This window comes from Alteromonas sp. ABH4_456 (assembly GCF_056160645.1).
Genome location: NZ_JBSWXO010000008.1, coordinates 200,306 through 219,373 on the forward strand (window position 1 = coordinate 200,306; position 19,068 = coordinate 219,373).

The window sequence follows — 19,068 nt, forward strand, 5'->3', positions numbered from 1 at the left end:
CGGTGTCTTCAAATTTACCGCTACCAAATAAAAAACCCGGCGAAAGCCGGGTTTTTTGGTTCTTGCTTAAACGCTTACTTAGACAGGGACTCCTGCAGCGTTTTGCTTGGAGACATCGCTGCATACAGCTTGTCTTCGTCAGGGAAGTAGTAACCGCCGATATCCTGTGGCTGCCCCTGAGACGCATCGATTTCTTCGATGATTTTGTCGATGTTCGCAGTCATCGCTTCCAGAGTTGGCTTGAACAGTTCAGCCAGCTCTTTATCTTCAGTCTGCTCAGTGAGTGCTTCAGCCCAGTACAGCGCCAGCCATACATGGCTGCCGCGGTTATCCAGCTGACCCACTTTACGCTCAGGTGACTTACCGGTGTTCAGCAGCTTCTCAGTCGCCTTATCAAGGGCAACCGCCAGTGCTTTCGCTTTAGAGTTGCTGTGCTTGATAGCCAACTCTTCAAGAGACACTGCCAGTGCCAGGAATTCACCCAGTGAATCCCAGCGTAAGTGACCTTCTTCAACGAACTGCTGAATGTGCTTAGGTGCAGAACCACCCGCACCAGTCTCGTACAGACCACCACCGGCCATCAGAGGCACGATAGACAGCATCTTCGCACTGGTACCCAGTTCCAGAATCGGGAACAGGTCAGTCAGATAGTCACGCAGAACGTTACCTGTTACGGAGATAGTATCCAGGCCGCGGATTGCACGTTCCATAGAGAAACGAATCGCACGTACAGGTGACATGATGTGGATTTCCAGACCATTCGTGTCGTGGTCTTTCAGGTACTTCTCAACTTTCTTGATAAGCTGTGCATCGTGGGCACGCTCATCGTCCAGCCAGAATACTGCCGGCATACCAGAGTTACGTGCACGGGTAACGGCCAGTTTAACCCAATCCTGAATCGGCGCGTCTTTCGCCTGACACATACGCCAGATATCGCCTTCTTCAACATTGTGCTCAATCAGCACATTTCCGTCCTGATCGATGATTTGTACAGTACCGTCAGCTTCCAGTTCAAATGTCTTATCGTGTGAACCGTACTCTTCCGCTTTCTGCGCCATCAGACCAACGTTAGGCACTGTACCCATGGTAGTAGGATCAAATGCACCGTGGGTCTTACAGAAGTTAATCACTTCCTGATAGATAGTCGCATAAGTAGACTCGGGGATAACCGCTTTAGTATCGTGCGCCTTACCATCCGGTCCCCACATCTGACCGCTGTTACGGATCATTGCAGGCATAGACGCATCAACGATAACGTCTGAAGGTACGTGCAGGTTAGAAATACCTTTGTCTGAGTTAACCATTGCCATAGGCGGACGGTCAGCGTAACAGGCGTTGATGTCTTTTTCGATTTCAGAACGCTGTGATTCCGGCAGAGAAGCGATTTTGTCGTAAACGCTGCCTAAACCATTGTTAGGGTTAACACCCAGTTCTTTAAACAGATCGCCGTGCTTGTCGAACAGTTCTTTATAAAACACTTTTACGCAGTGACCGAATACGATGGGGTGAGACACCTTCATCATGGTCGCTTTCACGTGTAGTGAGAACAGAATGCCGGTTTGCTTCGCATCTTCGATTTGTTCTTCGAAGAATTTGCACAGGGCTTTCTTGCTCATGAACATACCGTCGATAACTTCACCCGCCAGCAGATCTACACGTGGCTTCAGGGTTTTCTTGCTACCGTCTTTACCGGTAAATTCGATGCTTACGTAGCCATCTTTCTCAACAGTAGTGGACTTCTCACTTGAGTAGAAATCGCCGCCGCGCATGTGCGCAACGTGAGAGCGTGAAGCCTGGCTCCACTCACCCATTGAATGCGGGTGTTTCTTCGCGAAGTTTTTAACCGCTGTAGGTGCACGGCGGTCTGAGTTACCTTCACGCAGAACCGGGTTAACAGCAGAACCCAGTACTTTTCCGTAACGTTCACGGATGTCTTTTTCTTCGTCCGTTTTAGGATCTTCAGGGAACGGAGGAACGCTATAGCCTTTGGCGTTTAATTCTTTGATTGCTGCACGCAATTGGGGAATAGATGCACTGATGTTAGGCAGTTTAATGATGTTTGCTTCTGGATCCTGCGTTTTTTCACCCAGGTCAGTCAGTGCGTCAGGCACTTTTTGATCGTCGTTCAGGTAATCCGGGAAGTTGGCGAGAATACGCGCAGCCAGTGAAATATCGCTTAACTCGATGTCGATGTCAGCAGATTTAGCAAATTTCTCAATGATTGGCAGTAAAGAGTAAGTCGCCAGCATTGGCGCTTCATCTGTTTTTGTGTAGATGATAGTCGACTTAGCTTTGGTCATTATATACCTCAAAGTTGTCGGTAAAGAGCTACCTGATTTATTCCATTAACCCCGCGTGGAATCGCTATAATATGCAGGGCATTCCGGTAATATCGTAAGATTCTGATCACGATTACTGAAATAACCTTTCAGTCTGGTCTATATCTGTAGTTTACAGATCACTGTGTAATGTCCTCTCGCCCACGAACACTACACCCAATTCGTCATTTTTGCGGGCCCGCCTTGCAGACGCACCCTGTCCTGCCGAAATTACCGCGCTCAATAGTATAGGGTCGAACGTAGGAGTTACAAGTCATACCATTGTCTTAAGCGTGAAGATCAATCTAATTTTTGTCAATTTCCTGATCTTTTTTTGCAATTTCGTTTTTTTTCTTCAAAAAAGTGACACAGACAGTCCGCCCCGCCGGCATTTTTGCGGTAGCATGCGCACCGGTTCTGACTATTTTCCGGGAGTGACAAATGCCGGCGGGCAAAATTCTGCTGTTCAATAAGCCATTCAACGTACTGACACAGTTTACCGATCAGGAAGGCAGACAAACCCTGAAAGACTTCATTCCCGTTCCCGGCGTGTATGCAGCCGGCAGGCTCGACAGAGATTCCGAAGGGTTACTGGTACTCACAGACGATGGCAAACTGCAGCACCGTCTGGCAAATCCTAAAGCCAAAACCAGTAAAACCTACTGGGTGCAGGTCGAGGGAGAGCCCACAGATGAGGCCATACAACAGCTGTGTGATGGTGTGGAACTGAAAGACGGCCTTACGCGGCCGGCAAAAGTACACCGCATGGATGAACCGGCACTGTGGCCGCGCAATCCGCCAGTGAGGTTCCGGCAGCACATTCCCACCAGCTGGTTATCGGTGACCCTTACCGAAGGCAAAAACCGTCAGGTCAGAAGGATGACAGCCCACGTGGGATTCCCGACGCTCAGACTGATCCGGTACCGTATCGGCAACTGGACCATTGATGGCATTGCTAACGGCGAATACCTGCAAATCCAGTAATTTTCCCTGACAGAGCCTGAGGAAAATCCGTACCGGCAATTGTGCAATGGCAGCAGGCTTCTATACTTTTTACAAAAAGGCACAAGTTATAGCTGAATTGCCGGGTTACTGCCGTGCCATAGCCAGATAATTCTGGTAGAATCCGCGACCCTGAGTCAGCCAGATAAATTGGAAATCCACTAAGAGTTAATATGTCATCAAATTCAACACCTTCACCTGCATCTCAAAAAGTCATTGTCGGTATGTCCGGCGGTGTAGATTCTTCTGTTTCTGCGTATCTCTTGCAGCAGCAGGGTTACCAGGTAGAAGGGCTTTTCATGAAAAACTGGGAAGAAGATGACAACGACGAATATTGTGCAGCTGCAGAAGATTTAGCTGATGCACAGGCCGTGGCTGATAAACTGGGCATTGAATTACACACGATCAATTTCGCCGCTGAGTACTGGGATAATGTATTTGAATACTTCCTGGAAGAATACAAAGCCGGCAGAACGCCTAACCCGGACATCATGTGTAATAAAGAAATTAAGTTTAAAGCCTTCCTGGAATTTGCAGCTGAAGACTTAGGTGCAGATTACATTGCTACCGGCCATTATGTACGCCGCCGTGAGAAAGACGGTCGCTGGCAAATGTTACGTGGCCTGGATGGTAATAAAGATCAGAGTTACTTTCTTTATACGCTGGGCGAAGAACATGTCGCTAAAACATTGTTCCCTGTTGGCGAACTGGAAAAGCCCCGTGTCCGTGAAATCGCTGAAGAACAGGGACTGGTAACGGCTGACAAAAAGGACTCCACCGGCATTTGTTTTATCGGTGAGCGTAAATTCAAAGACTTCCTGTCTAAATATCTTCCTGCACAGCCGGGTGTTATCGAAACCGCTGAAGGCGAAGTTATCGGCGAACACGAAGGCCTGATGTATCACACGCTGGGTCAGAGAAAAGGGTTACACATTGGAGGCCTCGCGGCCCATGGTGACGATCCGTGGTACGTGGTAGACAAAGACGTTGAACGTAATGTGCTCATCGTCGGTCAGGGTGCTGATCATCCCCGTCTGTATTCCAAAGGACTGATCGCCCGGCAACTGCACTGGGTAGACAGAACCCCTGTAACTGAAACGGTGCGTGCTGTTGTTAAAACCCGTTACCGTCAGACAGACATCCCCTGCACTATTCGTCCGCTTAATGATGATTTGATAGAAGTGCTCTTCGATGAGCCGCAAAAAGCGGTGACGCCTGGCCAGTCTGCGGTGTTTTATAAGGAAGAAGTCTGTCTGGGTGGCGGAATCATTGAGAGTTACATACGGTGATGCTGGATCCTAAAATAGAGCAACATATTGCGCTGGCAGGCGTTTGTCAGGCCGCAGCACTGGTACAAAAAGTCGCGCGCGCAGGCACTGTAGATACAGAAGCCTGTGAGGCCAGCCTGTCGAGTATCCTGGTGACCGACCCGGAATCACCACAACATGTTTTCGGGCAGTTAAGCAATTTGAAGATGGGTTATCAGAGCATTGTCTCCCAGCTCTCCGGCCGCAGCAGTCATAAAGATGCCGAACTCACCCGTTATGTTGCCAGCCTGCTTGGCCTGGAAAGAAAACTCAGCGCCAAACCGGCAGCCCTGAATGAATTGAGCCAGCGTATTTCCCACGTTCAGCGACAGCTGGCACATGTAGATTTTGACAACAGTCAGATCATTGCCTCCCTGGCCAGTATTTACAGTGATATTATCAGCCCGCTGGCGCCGAAAATTCAGGTAGCCGGCAATACAGAACATTTGAGCCGTCCCCTTAACCAGCAGCGGGTCCGTGCCCTGCTGTTAGCGGGTGTGCGTGCTGCCGTCATGTGGCGGCAAATGGGCGGCCGGCGCCGCCAGATACTCTTTAACCGCAAACAAATTTTACACAGTGCAACTCTTGCACTGAGATTAATCAATTAGTTTAGGAGCTAAAGGTGGAACTGACTCAGTTAACCGCAATTTCCCCTGTCGATGGCCGCTATGCAAGTAAAAGTGCAGAGCTGCGCAGCATTTTCAGTGAATACGGCTTATTGAAATACCGTGTTCAGGTAGAAGTAAGATGGTTACAAATGCTGTCTGAACAGGCTTCAATTACTGAAGTCCCTGCTTTTAGCGATGAATCTCACGCACTGCTGAACGACATTGTTGCTTCTTTTTCTGTTGATGATGCAATGCGCATTAAAGAGATTGAGCGCACAACGAATCACGATGTGAAGGCGGTTGAGTACTTCTTAAAAGAAAAGGTAGAAGGCAACAGCGAATTAAACGCGATCAGTGAATTCATTCACTTTGCGTGTACCTCAGAAGACATCAACAACCTGTCTCACGGCCTGATGTTGACTGAAGCCCGTGACACCGTGCTTCTGCCTTATTGCGATAAGCTGATCAGTGAACTTACCCGTCTGGCGAAGGAATACAAAACCATTCCGATGATGGCCCGTACTCACGGCCAGCCTGCATCGCCTACTACTATGGGTAAAGAAATGGCGAACGTCGCCATGCGTTTACGCCGTCAGCGCGACCAGATTGCTGCGGTCACTCTGCTGGGTAAAATCAACGGTGCAGTGGGCAACTATAATGCTCACCTGTCTGCGTATGCAGATACTGACTGGCACGCCTTGTCAGAAAAATTTGTTACCAGCCTGGGCCTGACATGGAACCCGTACACCACACAAATCGAACCTCACGATTACATTGCTGAGCTGTTTGATGCAGTGGCCCGTTTCAACACCATCGTACTGGATTTTGACCGTGACGTCTGGGGCTACATTGCGCTCGGTCACTTCAAGCAAAAAACCATTGCCGGTGAGATCGGTTCTTCTACCATGCCGCACAAAGTCAATCCAATCGACTTTGAAAACTCAGAAGGTAATCTGGGTCTGGCAAACGCAATTTTCGACCACCTGGCCGCCAAACTGCCTGTATCACGCTGGCAGCGCGACCTGACAGACTCTACAGTTCTGCGTAATCTGGGTGTTGGTGTGGGATATGCGGTTATTGCTTATCAGGCGACCCTGAAGGGGATCAGCAAACTGGAAGTTAACGAAGCCAGCCTGCTTGCTGAACTGGACAACAACTGGGAACTGCTGGCTGAGCCGGTACAAACCGTTATGCGTCGTTACGGCATTGAAAAGCCTTACGAGAAGCTCAAAGAGCTGACCCGTGGTAAGAAAGTCAATGCAGAAGTGATGGCTGAATTCATCGACGGGCTGGCTCTGCCTGACGCAGTGAAAGCAGAACTGAAAACCTTGTCTCCTGCTAACTACATCGGTGATGCAATTCGCCTTGTTGATCAGTTGCCGGAATAAATGTCACGGTATACTATTTAGTCACCGGTATGAATATTAGGGCTGCTGTGCAGCCCTTCTTCTTTTCAGGATACTTGTGAATTCACATGCTAGCAAAACCAGTGTTTCAATGCTTTCACTGGTACGGACATTATCACTTGCGGTTTTAGCCGGTCTGGCTGCCTATACACTGATTGTTGTTTTTATTCTTGAAGACTATTCAGTGTCGATTCTGTTGCTTATCGCCACCCATGCACTCCTGTTCAGCAGCACCCTTGCGCTGACTTACCGTAATCAACCGGATGCCGCAGATCGCGCGCGGTTTATTTTTGTCACCAGTTGTATGACCCTCATCACGCTACTATCACTGATGTGGGAAAAAGACACGGGATTACAACAGCTCCTGCTGGTCGGTATGATCACCAGCGGCTTTATTTTTCCCCGCAGCGAACAGCAACAACGCCGCTTTGCTGAATATACTTACGGCCTGTTGTACATCATCGTGGAAGGCGTAATTGTATTCAGTGAAACCCATACCTGGGCCACATTGCGCCTGTCTAATGCCATCATTCTGGTTTCCGGTGGGCTTGTCATGCTCAGGCTGGTCAGAGATAAAATTGAAAAACAGGCAGAAGCCTTATTGTTGTCGGAACGCCGCAACACAACCTTGCTGAAAAGCATGTTGCCGGCTGCGCCGGACGATAAAAGTAAACACTGGCCCTTAGGGCACACAGAAAAAATCACCAATGTCTCAGTGCTTTTCGCAGACCTTCAGGGTTATACCAAGCTCAGCGAAAAATACGATGACATTGGCATTGTTGCGATTCTGGACGATCTCTATCGTCTGTTCGATGCCCACGCCCTGCGCCTGGGCATTGAAAAGGTAAAAACCAACGGCGATGAATACATGGCCGCTACCGGTATCCCCTCCACCATTACTGTACCTGAATATATTCAGCAAAATACTGCGGTGACACTGTGTACCTTTGCCAGCGCAATTTTAGATAGCTTTCATGAACTGGCAAAAGAAAAAGACCTTGGCTGTAATATCCGGATAGGGATCGCAACCGGCTCTGTCACGGGGGGGATAATCGGTGCCCATAAACCCCATTTTGATATCTGGGGAAAAACGGTAAACCGCGCAGCTAGGCTTGAACAGGCCAGTCAGCCCGGCACAATCACCGTGTGCGCCCGAACCCGGGGACAACTCGTCGATGCCGGTGCCTCTCAATTTGAATTTTCTAACAGCTTTGTCGTCGGCGATAACGTGGTTGCCCATTCATTGCGATTACAAAAAGACTAACTATTTATGTACACCTTAAATACTGATTTTCATCCTGATCAGTTTCTCGCCAGTTACTGGCAAAAAGCCCCGTTAGTTATACGCAGCGGCATTATTGATTTCGATGATCCCCTGGATGAACATGACCTCGCCGGCATGGCGATGGAAGCTGACATCGACAGCCGCATCGTCAGCCGGACCGGTGATAAGTGGGACGTTGCCCACGGCCCGTTTAAAGATTTCGACCAGGTATGCAACGGCAAATGGTCGTTGCTCGTACAGGCGACAGACCGTTACAGTGATGAGGTGGACGAATTAATGTCGTTGTTCAGCTTTATCCCCTACTGGCGAATGGATGACGTAATGATAAGTTTCGCCGTAGAAGGGGCCGGCGTGGGTGCACATACCGATCAGTACGATGTTTTCCTTATTCAGGGTAAAGGTTCCCGCCGCTGGCGCGTTGCGCCTCCTGACAATGCTGAAGTGTGCCGCCCGCACAAAGATTTACAACAGGTTGCCTCTTTTAACCCCGACATCGATGTGGTACTAAAGCCCGGTGATATTCTTTATATCCCTCCGGGCTGGGCCCACGAAGGTACTGCACTGGAAGACTGCCTCACTTATTCCATTGGCTTCCGTGCACCTGACCAGAACGATTTACTGCAACAACTGGCAGACCATCTTGCGGCAGCGCCGTCAGTAGCCGGTGTTACACCACGACGATACAGCGACCCGCACCTGTTGCCGCAGGAACATCCCTCCATGGTAAGCAATGATGCGTTATCAGGTTTACAACAGCTAATGATTGATTACCTGCAATCTGACCAGGGTCAGGATGGATTGCTCAGTATTTTGAGCGCTCAGCACCTGCCGGAAAACGTGCCGGGAGAGCCCTATACCCTTGCTGAAATCACTGAAGCGGTTGAAGCAGGATGTGCTGTTTTCCGTGCGCCCGGATGCAAGCCGGTATACAGTGAAAATCAGGCAGATGAAGAGTTTGCGTTTTATGTTAATGGTGAAAGATTCAGTGCTGCGTCCTCACTAAAACCGTTATTACTGCCCGTTCTCGCAGGCCAGCCGTATCCGCCGGAACACCCTGTTGCTGACGCAGATGACATTGCGATGATTCAACTTTTGTCTATACTGATCAATAAAGGTTACTGGGAACTAAGGAACTAGTCCTTTTGGCTCGCTGCGTTTTTCATGAAGAAAGTCCCGCAGCGTACAGGGAACTCAGAGTTTGAATCATGCGTTTTCAAATCGAAAATGTTGATTGGATGAGCGGTAAAAATCGACTTACAGAACTTCGCGAACAGGTATTTGTTGTGGAGTGGCGTATTCCGCGACAGGCAGAATTCGACGACAGGGACCCTGATGCCCTGCACATCCTTGTTTCAGACGAAAATCATCAGCCGGTTGCCACCGGCAGAATTACCAGAGACGGTGAAATTGGCCGGATCGCCGTGCTGCATGCTTACCGCACGCTGGATGTGTATAAAATTTTGTTCCGTTCTTTAATTAAACTGGGCAAAACAGCCAGAGTGGATCAGGTGAAAGTGGTTTGTAATCTGGCCAGTGTGGATGAGCATAAAGCCAGAGGTTACACACCGGAAGGCCCGGTATTCATGGAAGCGGGCATTCCCCGTCAACGTATGTTTTGCCCGATCAACCGTTTCAGGCTACCGGACGTGCAGGAATGCCATTGAGCGGAGACTTTAAACCTTAAAAGTCTCCGTCTTACTCAATACCCGGCAGCTCAGACAGAACCCCAAATTTCATCTTTCTCAACAAACTTATACAGTTGCTCTGCACGGTTTTGCATAATGGCTGCAAACTGTAGCTGAGTCTGATCTGTGATCCCCGAGCGCTGAATGTTTTCTGCTTTTAGCTGCCAGCTCATAACAAAGTGGCGTAATGCATCACGACCGTTCGCTGCATTATCTGCAGAAATAAAATCTACCGGTAAGTCACCACTCAGTACCCAGAATGCTGCACCGTCCATCGCTTTCACTTTCAGAACTGCCCATAACGGATAAAGATACCGGCTGGCTGCATCATCAACGGTGGATACCACAACTCCGTTTTCTGCCAGATATTTCGTTGCTTTTTTAAATTGCTCATTCAGCCACTGCTGACGTTGTTGTTCTGTGATTTGCGGCGTTGTTTGCTCTGTCATACTTCACTTCTTTTTTAATGGTGTTTTTAATGCTTTCCTGTTTCGTAAACTACCACAAACGCCATTTTTCGTCATTATTCCCGGCTTGATAGTTATCACTATCGCTATCAGCAGGGGCGTTTACACTTACTTACATCAATTCTCTTGGTTTTTGCTATAAATAAAGTAGTCTGTCAGCATTGGAGAAAAACCGGACTTATGATGATAAAAGCAATCCGAATTACACTTGGTGCCCTGCTCGCCGTTGCCGGCGTTGTACTGACCATTATTCCCGGTTCAACACTGCTGATCCTGGCCGGTCTGGTTGTACTCAGTTACGACATACCAAAGGCCCGTGTGTGGCTTAAGGTGGTTCAGGGCAGCATGCAGCGGGGTGCCCGTAAACTCGATACATTCCTGCTTTCCCGCAAGCTGGCCCGTAAATCACGCTGAAGAACAGCCAATAAAAAAGCCGCTTTAAGCGGCTTTTGAGTCTGAGCGGGCTGGTTGGGATGGGCCCGCTTTCCTTAAACTACAAGCTAACTATAGCTTATCCGTGATTTTCTGCCAGGTATAACCAGGTTTCTACCACAGTATCCGGGTTCAGTGACACAGAATCGATACCTTCTTCCACCAGCCATGCAGCGAAATCGTCATGATCCGATGGTCCCTGACCACAAATACCAACGTATTTGCCACGGGCTTTTGCGGCACGGATTGCCATAGAGAGCAACGCCTTCACGGCAGGGTCACGCTCGTCGAACAGGTGAGCAATCAGGCCTGAGTCGCGGTCAAGACCCAGCGCAAGCTGTGTCATGTCGTTGGAACCGATGGAGAAACCGTCGAAGATATCCAGGAACTGGTCAGCCAGCAATGCGTTGGACGGCAGTTCACACATCATGATAACCCGCAGACCATTGTCGCCCTGCTTAAGACCATTTTCAGCCAGAATTTCGATAACCTGACGGCCTTCTTCCAGTGTACGGACGAAGGGGATCATGATTTCAACGTTGGTCAGTCCCATTACATTACGAACGCGCTTGATGGCTTCACACTCCAGCGCAAAGCAGTCACGGAAATCGTCTGAGATGTAACGGCTGGCACCCCGGAAGCCCAGCATCGGGTTTTCTTCATCCGGCTCGTACTGGTAACCACCGACCAGGTTGAAGTATTCGTTCGACTTGAAGTCAGACATACGAACAATTACTTTCTTCGGCGAGAATGCAGCACCAATGCTGGCAATGCCTTCTACCAGTTTCTGGATGTAGAATTCACGGGGTGACTCGTAACCGGCAATCATTTCACTGATTTCTTCTTTCAGCTCTTCAGGCTGGCTGTCAAAATTCAGCAAGGCTTTAGGGTGAACCCCGATCATGCGGTTGATAATGAATTCAAGACGGGCCAGACCCACACCGGCACTTGGCAGGCGGGCGAAATCAAATGCACGGTCAGGGTTACCTACGTTCATCATCACTTTCAGTGACAAATCCGGCATGGCATCAATGCGGGAAGTCACCACATCAAATTCCAGCTCAGAATTGTAGATATAACCTGTATCACCTTCCGCACAGGAAACCGTGATTTTGTCGCCGGTGGCGATAGAATCTGTGGCATTACCACACCCTACCACTGCCGGAATACCTAATTCACGGGCAATGATTGCGGCGTGACAAGTACGGCCACCACGGTTAGTCACAATGGCAGAGGCTTTTTTCATGATGGGTTCCCAGTCAGGATCCGTCATGTCAGTAACCAGCACATCACCAGGCTGAATCTTGTCCATCTCTTCAATTGAGCCAAGCACTTTCGCTTCACCGGCACCAATCTTGTGACCGATAGCACGGCCTTCACAAACGATGCTGCTCTTGTCTTTGAGGTGGAAACGTTCAATTGTCTGACTGTCTTCGCGGCTGCGCACCGTTTCAGGACGGGCCTGAACAATGTACAACTTGCCGTCTGTACCGTCTTTAGCCCATTCAATGTCCATAGGACGCTGATAGTGCTTTTCAATGATTACAGCCTGCTTAGCCAGTTCCTGTACTTCATCGTCAGTCAGAGAGAAGCGCAGACTGTCGGCTTTGTCGATATCAACAATAGATACCTGCTTGCCATGAGACTCATCAGCAGAATAAATCATTTTTGTCAGCTTGCTGCCCAGATTACGGCGCAGGATAGCGGGATTGCCATTGGCCAGCGTAGGCTTGTGTACATAGAATTCGTCAGGGTTAACAGCACCCTGCACCACCATCTCACCCAGACCAAATGAACTGGTCACAAATACCACATCATCGAAGCCTGATTCTGTGTCAATGGTGAACATAACACCGGAAGACGCGATGTCGCTTCGTACCATGCGTTGTACACCGGCAGAGAGTGCAACCCCTTTATGGTCGTAACCCTGGTGAACACGATAGGAAATGGCACGGTCGTTAAACAGTGAGGCAAATACGTGCTTGATAGCCACCAGCACCGCATCGTAACCTTTCACGTTAAGGAAAGTTTCCTGCTGCCCTGCGAAAGACGCATCAGGCATATCTTCTGCTGTTGCGGAAGAGCGGACTGCGAACGACGCCTCATCACCGGCATCGCCCTGTAACGTTGCAAATGCTTCCTGAATCGCAGTTTCCAGCGCGGGCTGGAACGGCGTGTCGATGATCCACTGACGGATGTTTTTACCTGCTTCAGCCAGTGCTGTTACATCGTCAACATCTAGGGTATCCAGTACATCATGGATCCGTGCTTCAAGACCACTTTGCTCAAGAAACTCGTTAAATGCATCTGCAGTTGTAGCAAAACCGCCCGGCACCTGCACACCTGCATTTGCCAAATTAGAAATCATTTCACCTAAAGATGCATTCTTGCCGCCAACGCGACCTACATCATGCATCCCCAATTCCTGGTACCAAAGTACGTATTCTTGCACGGCCAAAGCCTCCAGCTTTATTAAACTTGTCAGTTCCGCTAATTTACGCAACCTGTGTTACGAAATGTTTATCACGAAACTTTGCGATATTCGCCGAGGTTAGTGCCAACCTGTTCATAGCATGCTGGCTTTTCGACGGTTTCATCTTAGAATGGTGAAAAATCGAAAGTAAAATCTTTCTGTATTCCGTAATAAAATTACAACAATGTTAAGGATTTGTTTTGCGTACCGCATACTACATTTCAGATGGTACAGCCATCACTGCTGAGGTCTTCGGCCACGCCTTACTGTCTCTGTTCCCTATACAGTTTAATCACACCACGATTCCCTTCGTTGAAACCGAGGAACAGGCCTACAAGGTACTGGAGAAAATTTCTGAAAGTTTTCAAGATACGGGAGAAAGGCCGCTCGTTTTTTATACAATTGTGAATGTCGATGTGCGTAAAATTATCTCCCGTTCAGTGGGTATTAATTATAATTTTCTCGATCAATTCGTTGCGCCTGTCGAAAAAGTGCTCGGTGTACCGTCAAAACCGGAAAAACACCGTACCCACAGTATTCACGAAAAAACCTACGATATTCGCATTGAAGCAGTGAACTATGCACTGGCCAATGATGATGGTTCCAACATCAAAAACTACGAAGAAGCAGACATTATATTAGTGGGTGTTTCCCGTTCCGGTAAAACACCCACCAGCCTGTATCTGGCGCTTCAATACGGCATTAAAGCGGCCAATTATCCCTTCACTGAGGAAGACATGGGGGACATGCTGAAAATGCCCCCCGCACTGCGCCGTTATAAACAGAAGCTGTTCGGCCTTACTATCCATCCAGAAAGGCTCAGTCAGATCCGTTCTGAGCGCAGGGCTAACAGCCGCTACGCGTCACTGCAGCAGTGTCGTATGGAACTTCGGGAAGTAGAAAACCTTTATCGTCGCGAGCGCATTCCGTTTTTGAATTCAACCCGCTATTCCGTAGAAGAAATTTCCGCGAAAATTCTTGCTGAAACCGGCCTGCAACGGAAGAAATACTAAGCTTCAGGCTCCCCGTCCAGTACCGAAAACAGTGGCGCAAGGTAAGGTTCAAAGCCTTTCCATTGCGTCATGCCGGAACGGTAAATCGGTTGTCTTACCTGCTCTGAGCTGGGCGTTTTAATCACCCGCTTCGTTTCATGGAAGTTCAAACAGGCTTCTTCAAAAGGTAATCCGCAAAAGTCCAGCATGCGTCTGACCTGCCCTTCAAGATCGTCAATCACATCTTCGTGCTGCACCGTCAGGATTTGTCCAGGCAACACTTCATGCCAGTGGTCCATCAGCTTCCGGTAAGCATTGTAATAGCGTCCGATGTCATTCAGTGAATAACTGAACTCCTGTCCTTCGCCGAAAAGCTGCTTAAACCCGCTGAAACAGCAAGCCACAGCATCCCGTCTGGCATCAATGATTTTGGCATTGGGCAGAATGCGTTTGATAAGTCCGGTATGAATAAAATTGTTGGGCATTTTATCAATAAAAAATGGGGCACCACGGCGGTATGCACGGGTTTGAGCAATATACTGCTCTCCCAGCTTTTTGCATTGCTCATCTGTGAGGGATGACAAGTTTTGCGGATAAGGCACCGCCTGATGGCTGAGCCCTGATGCGATCCCCAGAATATCATGCAGTTCCATCGTACCGTCGACCATAGAGTGAGAGGCCAGAATTTGTTCCAGTAGTGTAGAACCGGCACGGGGTAAACCCACGATGAAAATCGGATCGGGAGCATCACAGCCTTTTGCGTGCTCAAACAAAGCCGCATTGCAGGCGGACTGCTGTGACGCCATCGCCTGTTCAGTACGGGAAATATCGAAACGGAGTGTCTGGCGCTTCAGCCGGTTACCGTTGTCGTAGTAACGGAAAGCATCATCAAACGCTTTATCGTCTTCACTGGCTTTACCCAGCGCAAAATACAGATGAATTTTATCTTCCAGCGCAGTATTTTCATTCTCTGCTGCCGTTTTCATCCCGTCAGTCAGCGAAGCTGGAAAGCTATACGTTTTGGTATTCGCCAAGCTCCAGTAAGCATCACCAAAATCAGGCGCTATCTCTGCTGCTTTTTCGTAGGCGGCCACAGCAGCAGCGGCGTCGCCTGCGGCCTTCAGCGCATGGCCATACTGTACCCATAACGCCGGTCGCCTGCTGTTTTTATCAAGCAGTGTGCGGTATAAAGTCAGTGCCTCATCTACCTCCCCGGTGCCGGTGAAAGCATGGGCAAGGGCGACGGCTGCCTGAAAATTATCCGGCTGACGTGCCAGACGCCCGCGGGCAAATTCAGCCGCACGGGGAAACTTACCCAGCTTACCCAGTACACTTTGATACGCAGTTGCTGCAGCTTCATTATCCGGATACAGTTCTGCACAACTTTCCAGCAGGAATTCTGCATCATGATAGACCTTCAGTTGCATGCCGGCTTCCGCAAGTAACATCATGGCATCGGGATGATGTTTATGTTGTTTCAGAAAGTCCCTGCAAATTTGTTCTGCTTTTTGTAACTGCCCTTCATGGAGTAAATCCATGGCCCCCAGCAGTGGTTTTGGCAGTGACGACAAAGACTGAATGTGTTGTCCTGCCAGCATCAGTGCGTCTGTGTTACCGGTCTGGCGGTATACCTGTTCCAGCTCCCGCCAGGCAGTCAGCAGAGCCGGATTAAATCGTGTAGCACGGTAAAACGCAGCGGCCATCTCCCGGCCTTTCTGCAGCGCTTTAAAACAATACCCCTGCTCCTGATATCCCCGGCCATAATCCGGAAAAGCTTTCAGTAATCTGTCCAGTACAGGAAGGGCCTGCGCCGGCTCTTTTGCCATTCGTAAAGCCACAGCCATCAGATACAGGCATTCACGGTCTGTCAGGGTATTGTCATTTCCCGACAAACATTCTTTGCATAACGACACTGCCTGCGCGGACTGAGACTGCATCAGGGCTTTTTTAGCTTCATTTAGACGAGACTGAACGGAACGGGTCATGTTAATCCTGCATTAAACAACGAAAAAACGGCAAGCCCGCAAAGGCTTGCCGTTTCAATATTAACGTAATTAATTACGCAACGGATAACTTAATAGTAATCATATGACAAACGCACGCCAATGGTACGCGGACGGTTAGTTACCACTTTCGGCGTGAATTGCTGAGTATCAATGTTCAAAATAGCATTCTCATCAAATACATTGTCTATATACAATTCAGCTTTCCACTCATCATTAGTCACACCCACCGCAAGATTTGTCAGTACATAGGCTTCCTGTACATAACGGCCGCCACGGAACGTCCCGCCGTTGCTGTCTGCATAGGTTACACCTTCATACACTGCGGCTTCATCTTCGATTTTGAGACCTGAGCCCGTGCCGTAAATAAGTTGCGTGGCATCTTCCATTACGTAAGCATCCATCACCATACCGGCAAGTCTGTCACCGGTGTAGCTCACAGAAGCATTCACGTAACCGCGCTTGTCACCCTGTAATTCAAAGAAATAACGGGCGTTCACGTTTCCTGAGAACTTCGCAGAGTAAGGCAGTTCAGAACCGACACCGGCAGAAATACCTACAAGTTCAGAGTTTACGCGGGTCAGCTCAGTATCCAGTAAGCTGAATGCACTGCTGATGATCAGGTCATCACCGGCAAGCCAGGTAATATCGGCATCAAGACCACGGATCTCAGCATCACCCACGTTGTCGGTGAATACCAGGAACGAGATATTGGTCGGATCGAAACGTGAAGTTTGCAGATCGGTGATTTCAGAATAGTACGCAGTTGCATTCACACGTACCAGTCCGTCAAAGAAATCCCCTTTCAGACCAAGTTCATAGTTATCCAGCGTATCCGTTGTAGAGTAAACAGGAATACGGAAGTTCTCGAACTTACCGGACTGATTAGATGCCAGACCACCACCAACACGGTTAGTTACCGGCGGACGGAAACCTTCTGAATAGTTAGCAAACAGTAAGATGCCGTCTGTCACTTTCCAGTCCAGTGAGAATTTCCAGATAGTGTCATCAACGGTAAGTACGCCGTCAGAATCCAGCAGATCCACTTCCAGCTGACCGCTTTGAATAGCTTCATTAACCAAAGCAGGATCCAGTCCCACTGCGGCTAATTCAGCATCGTCCATTGTGCCGAATGCACGGATACGGCGTGAAACATCTACGGTGGTTGTAGAGCCTTTGTACTCGTCGTCAATCTGGTACCAGCGGGCGCCCACACTGGCGGTCAGGGTATCAGTAATATCGTATTCAAACTGACCGAACACTGCTACCTGCTCAATGGTATGAGTGATGTCGTTAACGAAGCTGATATCAGCCGGGAACGGGCCGCCATCACTGTTAATGCCTTCATTACCTACCAGATTCCTTGCCATATCCGGGAATAACTCAGTACTGGCAATGTTAAACTGACCAACAGTCGCCACTTCCTGATCGTCATAGAACAGACCGGCAGTCACACGCCATGGCTCATCCATGGTGGTATTGAAACGCAGCTCATGGGTCATACGGGTTGAAGTGGTGTCTTCACGGTAGAACTTGGTAGGGTCAAGGCAGCGGTCTTCGCTGTTTGCATCAGAGCTGTCATAACTACATACATAGTACGCTGAGAATAAACCGCCATTAGTGTAACCGGTGTAGTCTGCAAGGGTATCGATTTCACGGTCGAGGTAACCACCGGTATAAACCACATCCAGTTTTTGCAGACGGCCTTCCAGTGTCCACGTCGTCAGGCCGAATTCATCCTGGTTTTCTTCAGGCTGGAAACGGTTAGTGGAGCTTTCACCTTCCAGATTCGGATCGTATGCAAACACACCTTCTGTTTCTAACGTTTGCTGTGTGTGCTGCACCAGCAGATCCCAGTCATCATTGATGTGGTATGACAGACCAAAACGGGCACCGGCATAAACTGCATCGTTGAAATCGTCTTCAACCAGCGAATCATTTCGCGGTGACACTACGTCAGCATCTACCGGAGACGTGATCTCAGGATTAGTAATGCGGTTTGCATCCATGCCTGCGGGGTTGGTTAATACACCACCGGAAATACGGCTGATTACCTGTGCACTGCCGATGTAGCCACCGTTACCCGGATCATTCAGCACGTTGTCAATCCAACCGCCCTGTCTGTCGTTATATGCAGCAACACGAACAGCCAGGTCATCAGTCAGAGGCATGTTGAAGTAAGCTTCAACCGCATTGCTCATCTCACCGCCCTTGGTGAAACCGATATTCGTATCAACACCGGCAGAAAAACCTGAGTGATCAGGTTTCGCGGTGATCATTCTCACCGTACCTGCCTGCGAGCTTGCGCCGAACAGTGTTCCCTGAGGACCGGGCAGTACTTCTACGCGCTGGATGTCAGTTGCGTAAATGTCGAGGTTACGGCCGGCCATAGATACCGGCTGTTCGTCCAGGTAAAAAGCAACTGAAGGTTGCAGTGCCTGAACAGATGACAACATGATATTTGATTGTGTGGTTGCAGCACCACGGATATAAATTTCATTCTGACCCGGGCCTGTACCCTGGAATACCACATTAGGTAAGAATTCAACGTAATCCTGGAAGCTGTCAATGCCAAGGTTTTCCAATGCTTTTCCATCAAGCGCACTGACCGCGACCGGTACGTCCTGTATAGATTCACTACGTTTGGTTGCCGTTACCTCAATGGTTTCGATCTTCGCTTTGCTTTGTGTTTCCTGGGCGTGCACCGGAGATGCCGCCAGCGCTGCAACGATGGCACAGCTTAGACGTGTTTTGTGCATGTGTGTTCCTCTGGTTCTTCGTTTTACTTAGATGAGTAAATATTTTATGTCGCGCTATTTGCTTATCATTTATTTAGCAATCGCAAGCAGATATACTTATTCGCTAACAATTTAGTTCATACGTAATCGCGGTGATAGCGTTATAAACCCTCTAATTATAGCAGATAAGTCAAAAAAATTGTCTATGATCCCTTTTGGAGACAACAAAATCAAGTTGAACACTAATTATTATACTTATGGCAAATATGAATGAGCCTTAAACGAAACGCCAAAATTATCGTATTCATTCATAATTAATATCTATTAAGACAAAGGAAGCCGTAGTGACAGA

The 19,068-nt window shown here is 48.9% G+C and carries 14 protein-coding genes; 9 read left to right on the top strand and 5 right to left on the bottom strand.

What is annotated here, in order from left to right; genetic code table 11:
- Positions 1–74: 74 nt before the first annotated feature.
- Positions 75–2,300, bottom strand: coding sequence for an NADP-dependent isocitrate dehydrogenase (locus tag ACXAG2_RS13880; protein ID WP_474867864.1), 2,226 nt, complete (start codon positions 2,298–2,300; stop codon positions 75–77).
- A 459-nt stretch (positions 2,301–2,759) separates the two neighbouring features.
- Here ACXAG2_RS13880 and ACXAG2_RS13885 point away from each other — a divergent pair, with 459 nt between their 5' ends.
- The 7 genes from ACXAG2_RS13885 to ACXAG2_RS13915 all read left to right on the top strand — a co-directional run bounded on the left by ACXAG2_RS13885 (position 2,760) and on the right by ACXAG2_RS13915 (position 9,590).
- Positions 2,760–3,302 carry an rRNA large subunit pseudouridine synthase E gene (locus tag ACXAG2_RS13885; RefSeq protein ID WP_119501074.1) on the top strand — a complete coding sequence of 181 codons (543 nt, stop codon included), beginning with the start codon at positions 2,760–2,762 and terminating at the stop codon, positions 3,300–3,302.
- A gap of 191 nt (positions 3,303–3,493) precedes the next feature.
- Complete coding sequence (gene mnmA / locus ACXAG2_RS13890) at positions 3,494–4,609, top strand: tRNA 2-thiouridine(34) synthase MnmA (RefSeq protein ID WP_474867867.1); 1,116 nt, start codon at positions 3,494–3,496, stop codon at positions 4,607–4,609.
- Positions 4,609–5,235 (top strand): high frequency lysogenization protein HflD, encoded by a 627-nt coding sequence (hflD, locus tag ACXAG2_RS13895; protein ID WP_119501072.1) that lies wholly within the window; start codon positions 4,609–4,611, stop codon positions 5,233–5,235. Before mnmA ends, hflD begins: the two co-directional genes overlap by 1 nt.
- 14 nt (positions 5,236–5,249) lie before the next feature.
- Positions 5,250–6,623, top strand: a complete 1,374-nt coding sequence (gene purB / locus ACXAG2_RS13900; protein ID WP_474867870.1) for an adenylosuccinate lyase — start codon at positions 5,250–5,252, stop codon at positions 6,621–6,623.
- A 76-nt stretch (positions 6,624–6,699) separates the two neighbouring features.
- The gene (locus tag ACXAG2_RS13905; RefSeq protein WP_474867872.1) at positions 6,700–7,905 is read left to right on the top strand and encodes an adenylate/guanylate cyclase domain-containing protein; all 1,206 of its coding nucleotides are present in this window, start codon (positions 6,700–6,702) and stop codon (positions 7,903–7,905) included.
- 6 nt (positions 7,906–7,911) lie between these two features.
- Positions 7,912–9,063 (top strand): cupin domain-containing protein, encoded by a 1,152-nt coding sequence (locus ACXAG2_RS13910; protein ID WP_474867874.1) that lies wholly within the window; start codon positions 7,912–7,914, stop codon positions 9,061–9,063.
- 68 nt (positions 9,064–9,131) lie between these two features.
- Positions 9,132–9,590 (top strand): GNAT family N-acetyltransferase, encoded by a 459-nt coding sequence (locus tag ACXAG2_RS13915; RefSeq protein WP_119501068.1) that lies wholly within the window; start codon positions 9,132–9,134, stop codon positions 9,588–9,590.
- A gap of 50 nt (positions 9,591–9,640) precedes the next feature.
- On the opposite strand, the gene ACXAG2_RS13920 is transcribed toward ACXAG2_RS13915, so the two are convergent.
- The gene (locus ACXAG2_RS13920) at positions 9,641–10,060 is read right to left on the bottom strand and encodes a DUF4826 family protein (RefSeq protein WP_474867876.1); all 420 of its coding nucleotides are present in this window, start codon (positions 10,058–10,060) and stop codon (positions 9,641–9,643) included.
- Positions 10,061–10,258: 198 nt separating this feature from the next.
- Between ACXAG2_RS13920 and ACXAG2_RS13925 the strand changes: the two genes are divergently transcribed.
- On the top strand, positions 10,259–10,492 hold the full coding sequence (locus tag ACXAG2_RS13925; protein WP_442858445.1) for a PGPGW domain-containing protein: 234 nt from the start codon (positions 10,259–10,261) through the stop codon (positions 10,490–10,492).
- Positions 10,493–10,589: 97 nt separating this feature from the next.
- Here the strand turns inward: ACXAG2_RS13925 and ppsA are convergent, their stop codons facing one another.
- Positions 10,590–12,962 (bottom strand): phosphoenolpyruvate synthase, encoded by a 2,373-nt coding sequence (gene ppsA / locus ACXAG2_RS13930; protein WP_474867879.1) that lies wholly within the window; start codon positions 12,960–12,962, stop codon positions 10,590–10,592.
- A gap of 221 nt (positions 12,963–13,183) precedes the next feature.
- Between ppsA and ppsR the strand changes: the two genes are divergently transcribed.
- Entirely contained in the window at positions 13,184–13,996 is an 813-nt protein-coding gene (gene ppsR / locus ACXAG2_RS13935; RefSeq protein ID WP_119501065.1) for a posphoenolpyruvate synthetase regulatory kinase/phosphorylase PpsR, read from the top strand.
- Here the strand turns inward: ppsR and ACXAG2_RS13940 are convergent.
- On the bottom strand, positions 13,993–15,960 hold the full coding sequence (locus ACXAG2_RS13940; protein WP_474867881.1) for a tetratricopeptide repeat-containing sulfotransferase family protein: 1,968 nt from the start codon (positions 15,958–15,960) through the stop codon (positions 13,993–13,995). The two genes, ppsR and ACXAG2_RS13940, sit on opposite strands and share 4 nt — an antisense overlap.
- A gap of 89 nt (positions 15,961–16,049) precedes the next feature.
- Positions 16,050–18,737 (bottom strand): TonB-dependent receptor, encoded by a 2,688-nt coding sequence (locus ACXAG2_RS13945; protein WP_474867883.1) that lies wholly within the window; start codon positions 18,735–18,737, stop codon positions 16,050–16,052.
- Between the last annotated feature and the right edge of the window lie 331 nt (positions 18,738–19,068).

What these genes read in the sequence shown, in the direction of transcription:
- ACXAG2_RS13880 (WP_474867864.1), bottom strand. Translation starts at nt 2,300, where the DNA reads ATGACCAAAGCTAAGTCGACTATCATCTACACAAAAACAGATGAAGCG.
- ACXAG2_RS13885 (WP_119501074.1), top strand. Translation starts at nt 2,760, where the DNA reads ATGCCGGCGGGCAAAATTCTGCTGTTCAATAAGCCATTCAACGTACTG.
- mnmA (WP_474867867.1), top strand. Translation starts at nt 3,494, where the DNA reads ATGTCATCAAATTCAACACCTTCACCTGCATCTCAAAAAGTCATTGTC.
- hflD (WP_119501072.1), top strand. Translation starts at nt 4,609, where the DNA reads ATGCTGGATCCTAAAATAGAGCAACATATTGCGCTGGCAGGCGTTTGT.
- ACXAG2_RS13910 (WP_474867874.1), top strand. Translation starts at nt 7,912, where the DNA reads ATGTACACCTTAAATACTGATTTTCATCCTGATCAGTTTCTCGCCAGT.
- ACXAG2_RS13915 (WP_119501068.1), top strand. Translation starts at nt 9,132, where the DNA reads ATGCGTTTTCAAATCGAAAATGTTGATTGGATGAGCGGTAAAAATCGA.
- ACXAG2_RS13920 (WP_474867876.1), bottom strand. Translation starts at nt 10,060, where the DNA reads ATGACAGAGCAAACAACGCCGCAAATCACAGAACAACAACGTCAGCAG.
- ACXAG2_RS13925 (WP_442858445.1), top strand. Translation starts at nt 10,259, where the DNA reads ATGATGATAAAAGCAATCCGAATTACACTTGGTGCCCTGCTCGCCGTT.
- ACXAG2_RS13940 (WP_474867881.1), bottom strand. Translation starts at nt 15,960, where the DNA reads ATGACCCGTTCCGTTCAGTCTCGTCTAAATGAAGCTAAAAAAGCCCTG.
- ACXAG2_RS13945 (WP_474867883.1), bottom strand. Translation starts at nt 18,737, where the DNA reads ATGCACAAAACACGTCTAAGCTGTGCCATCGTTGCAGCGCTGGCGGCA.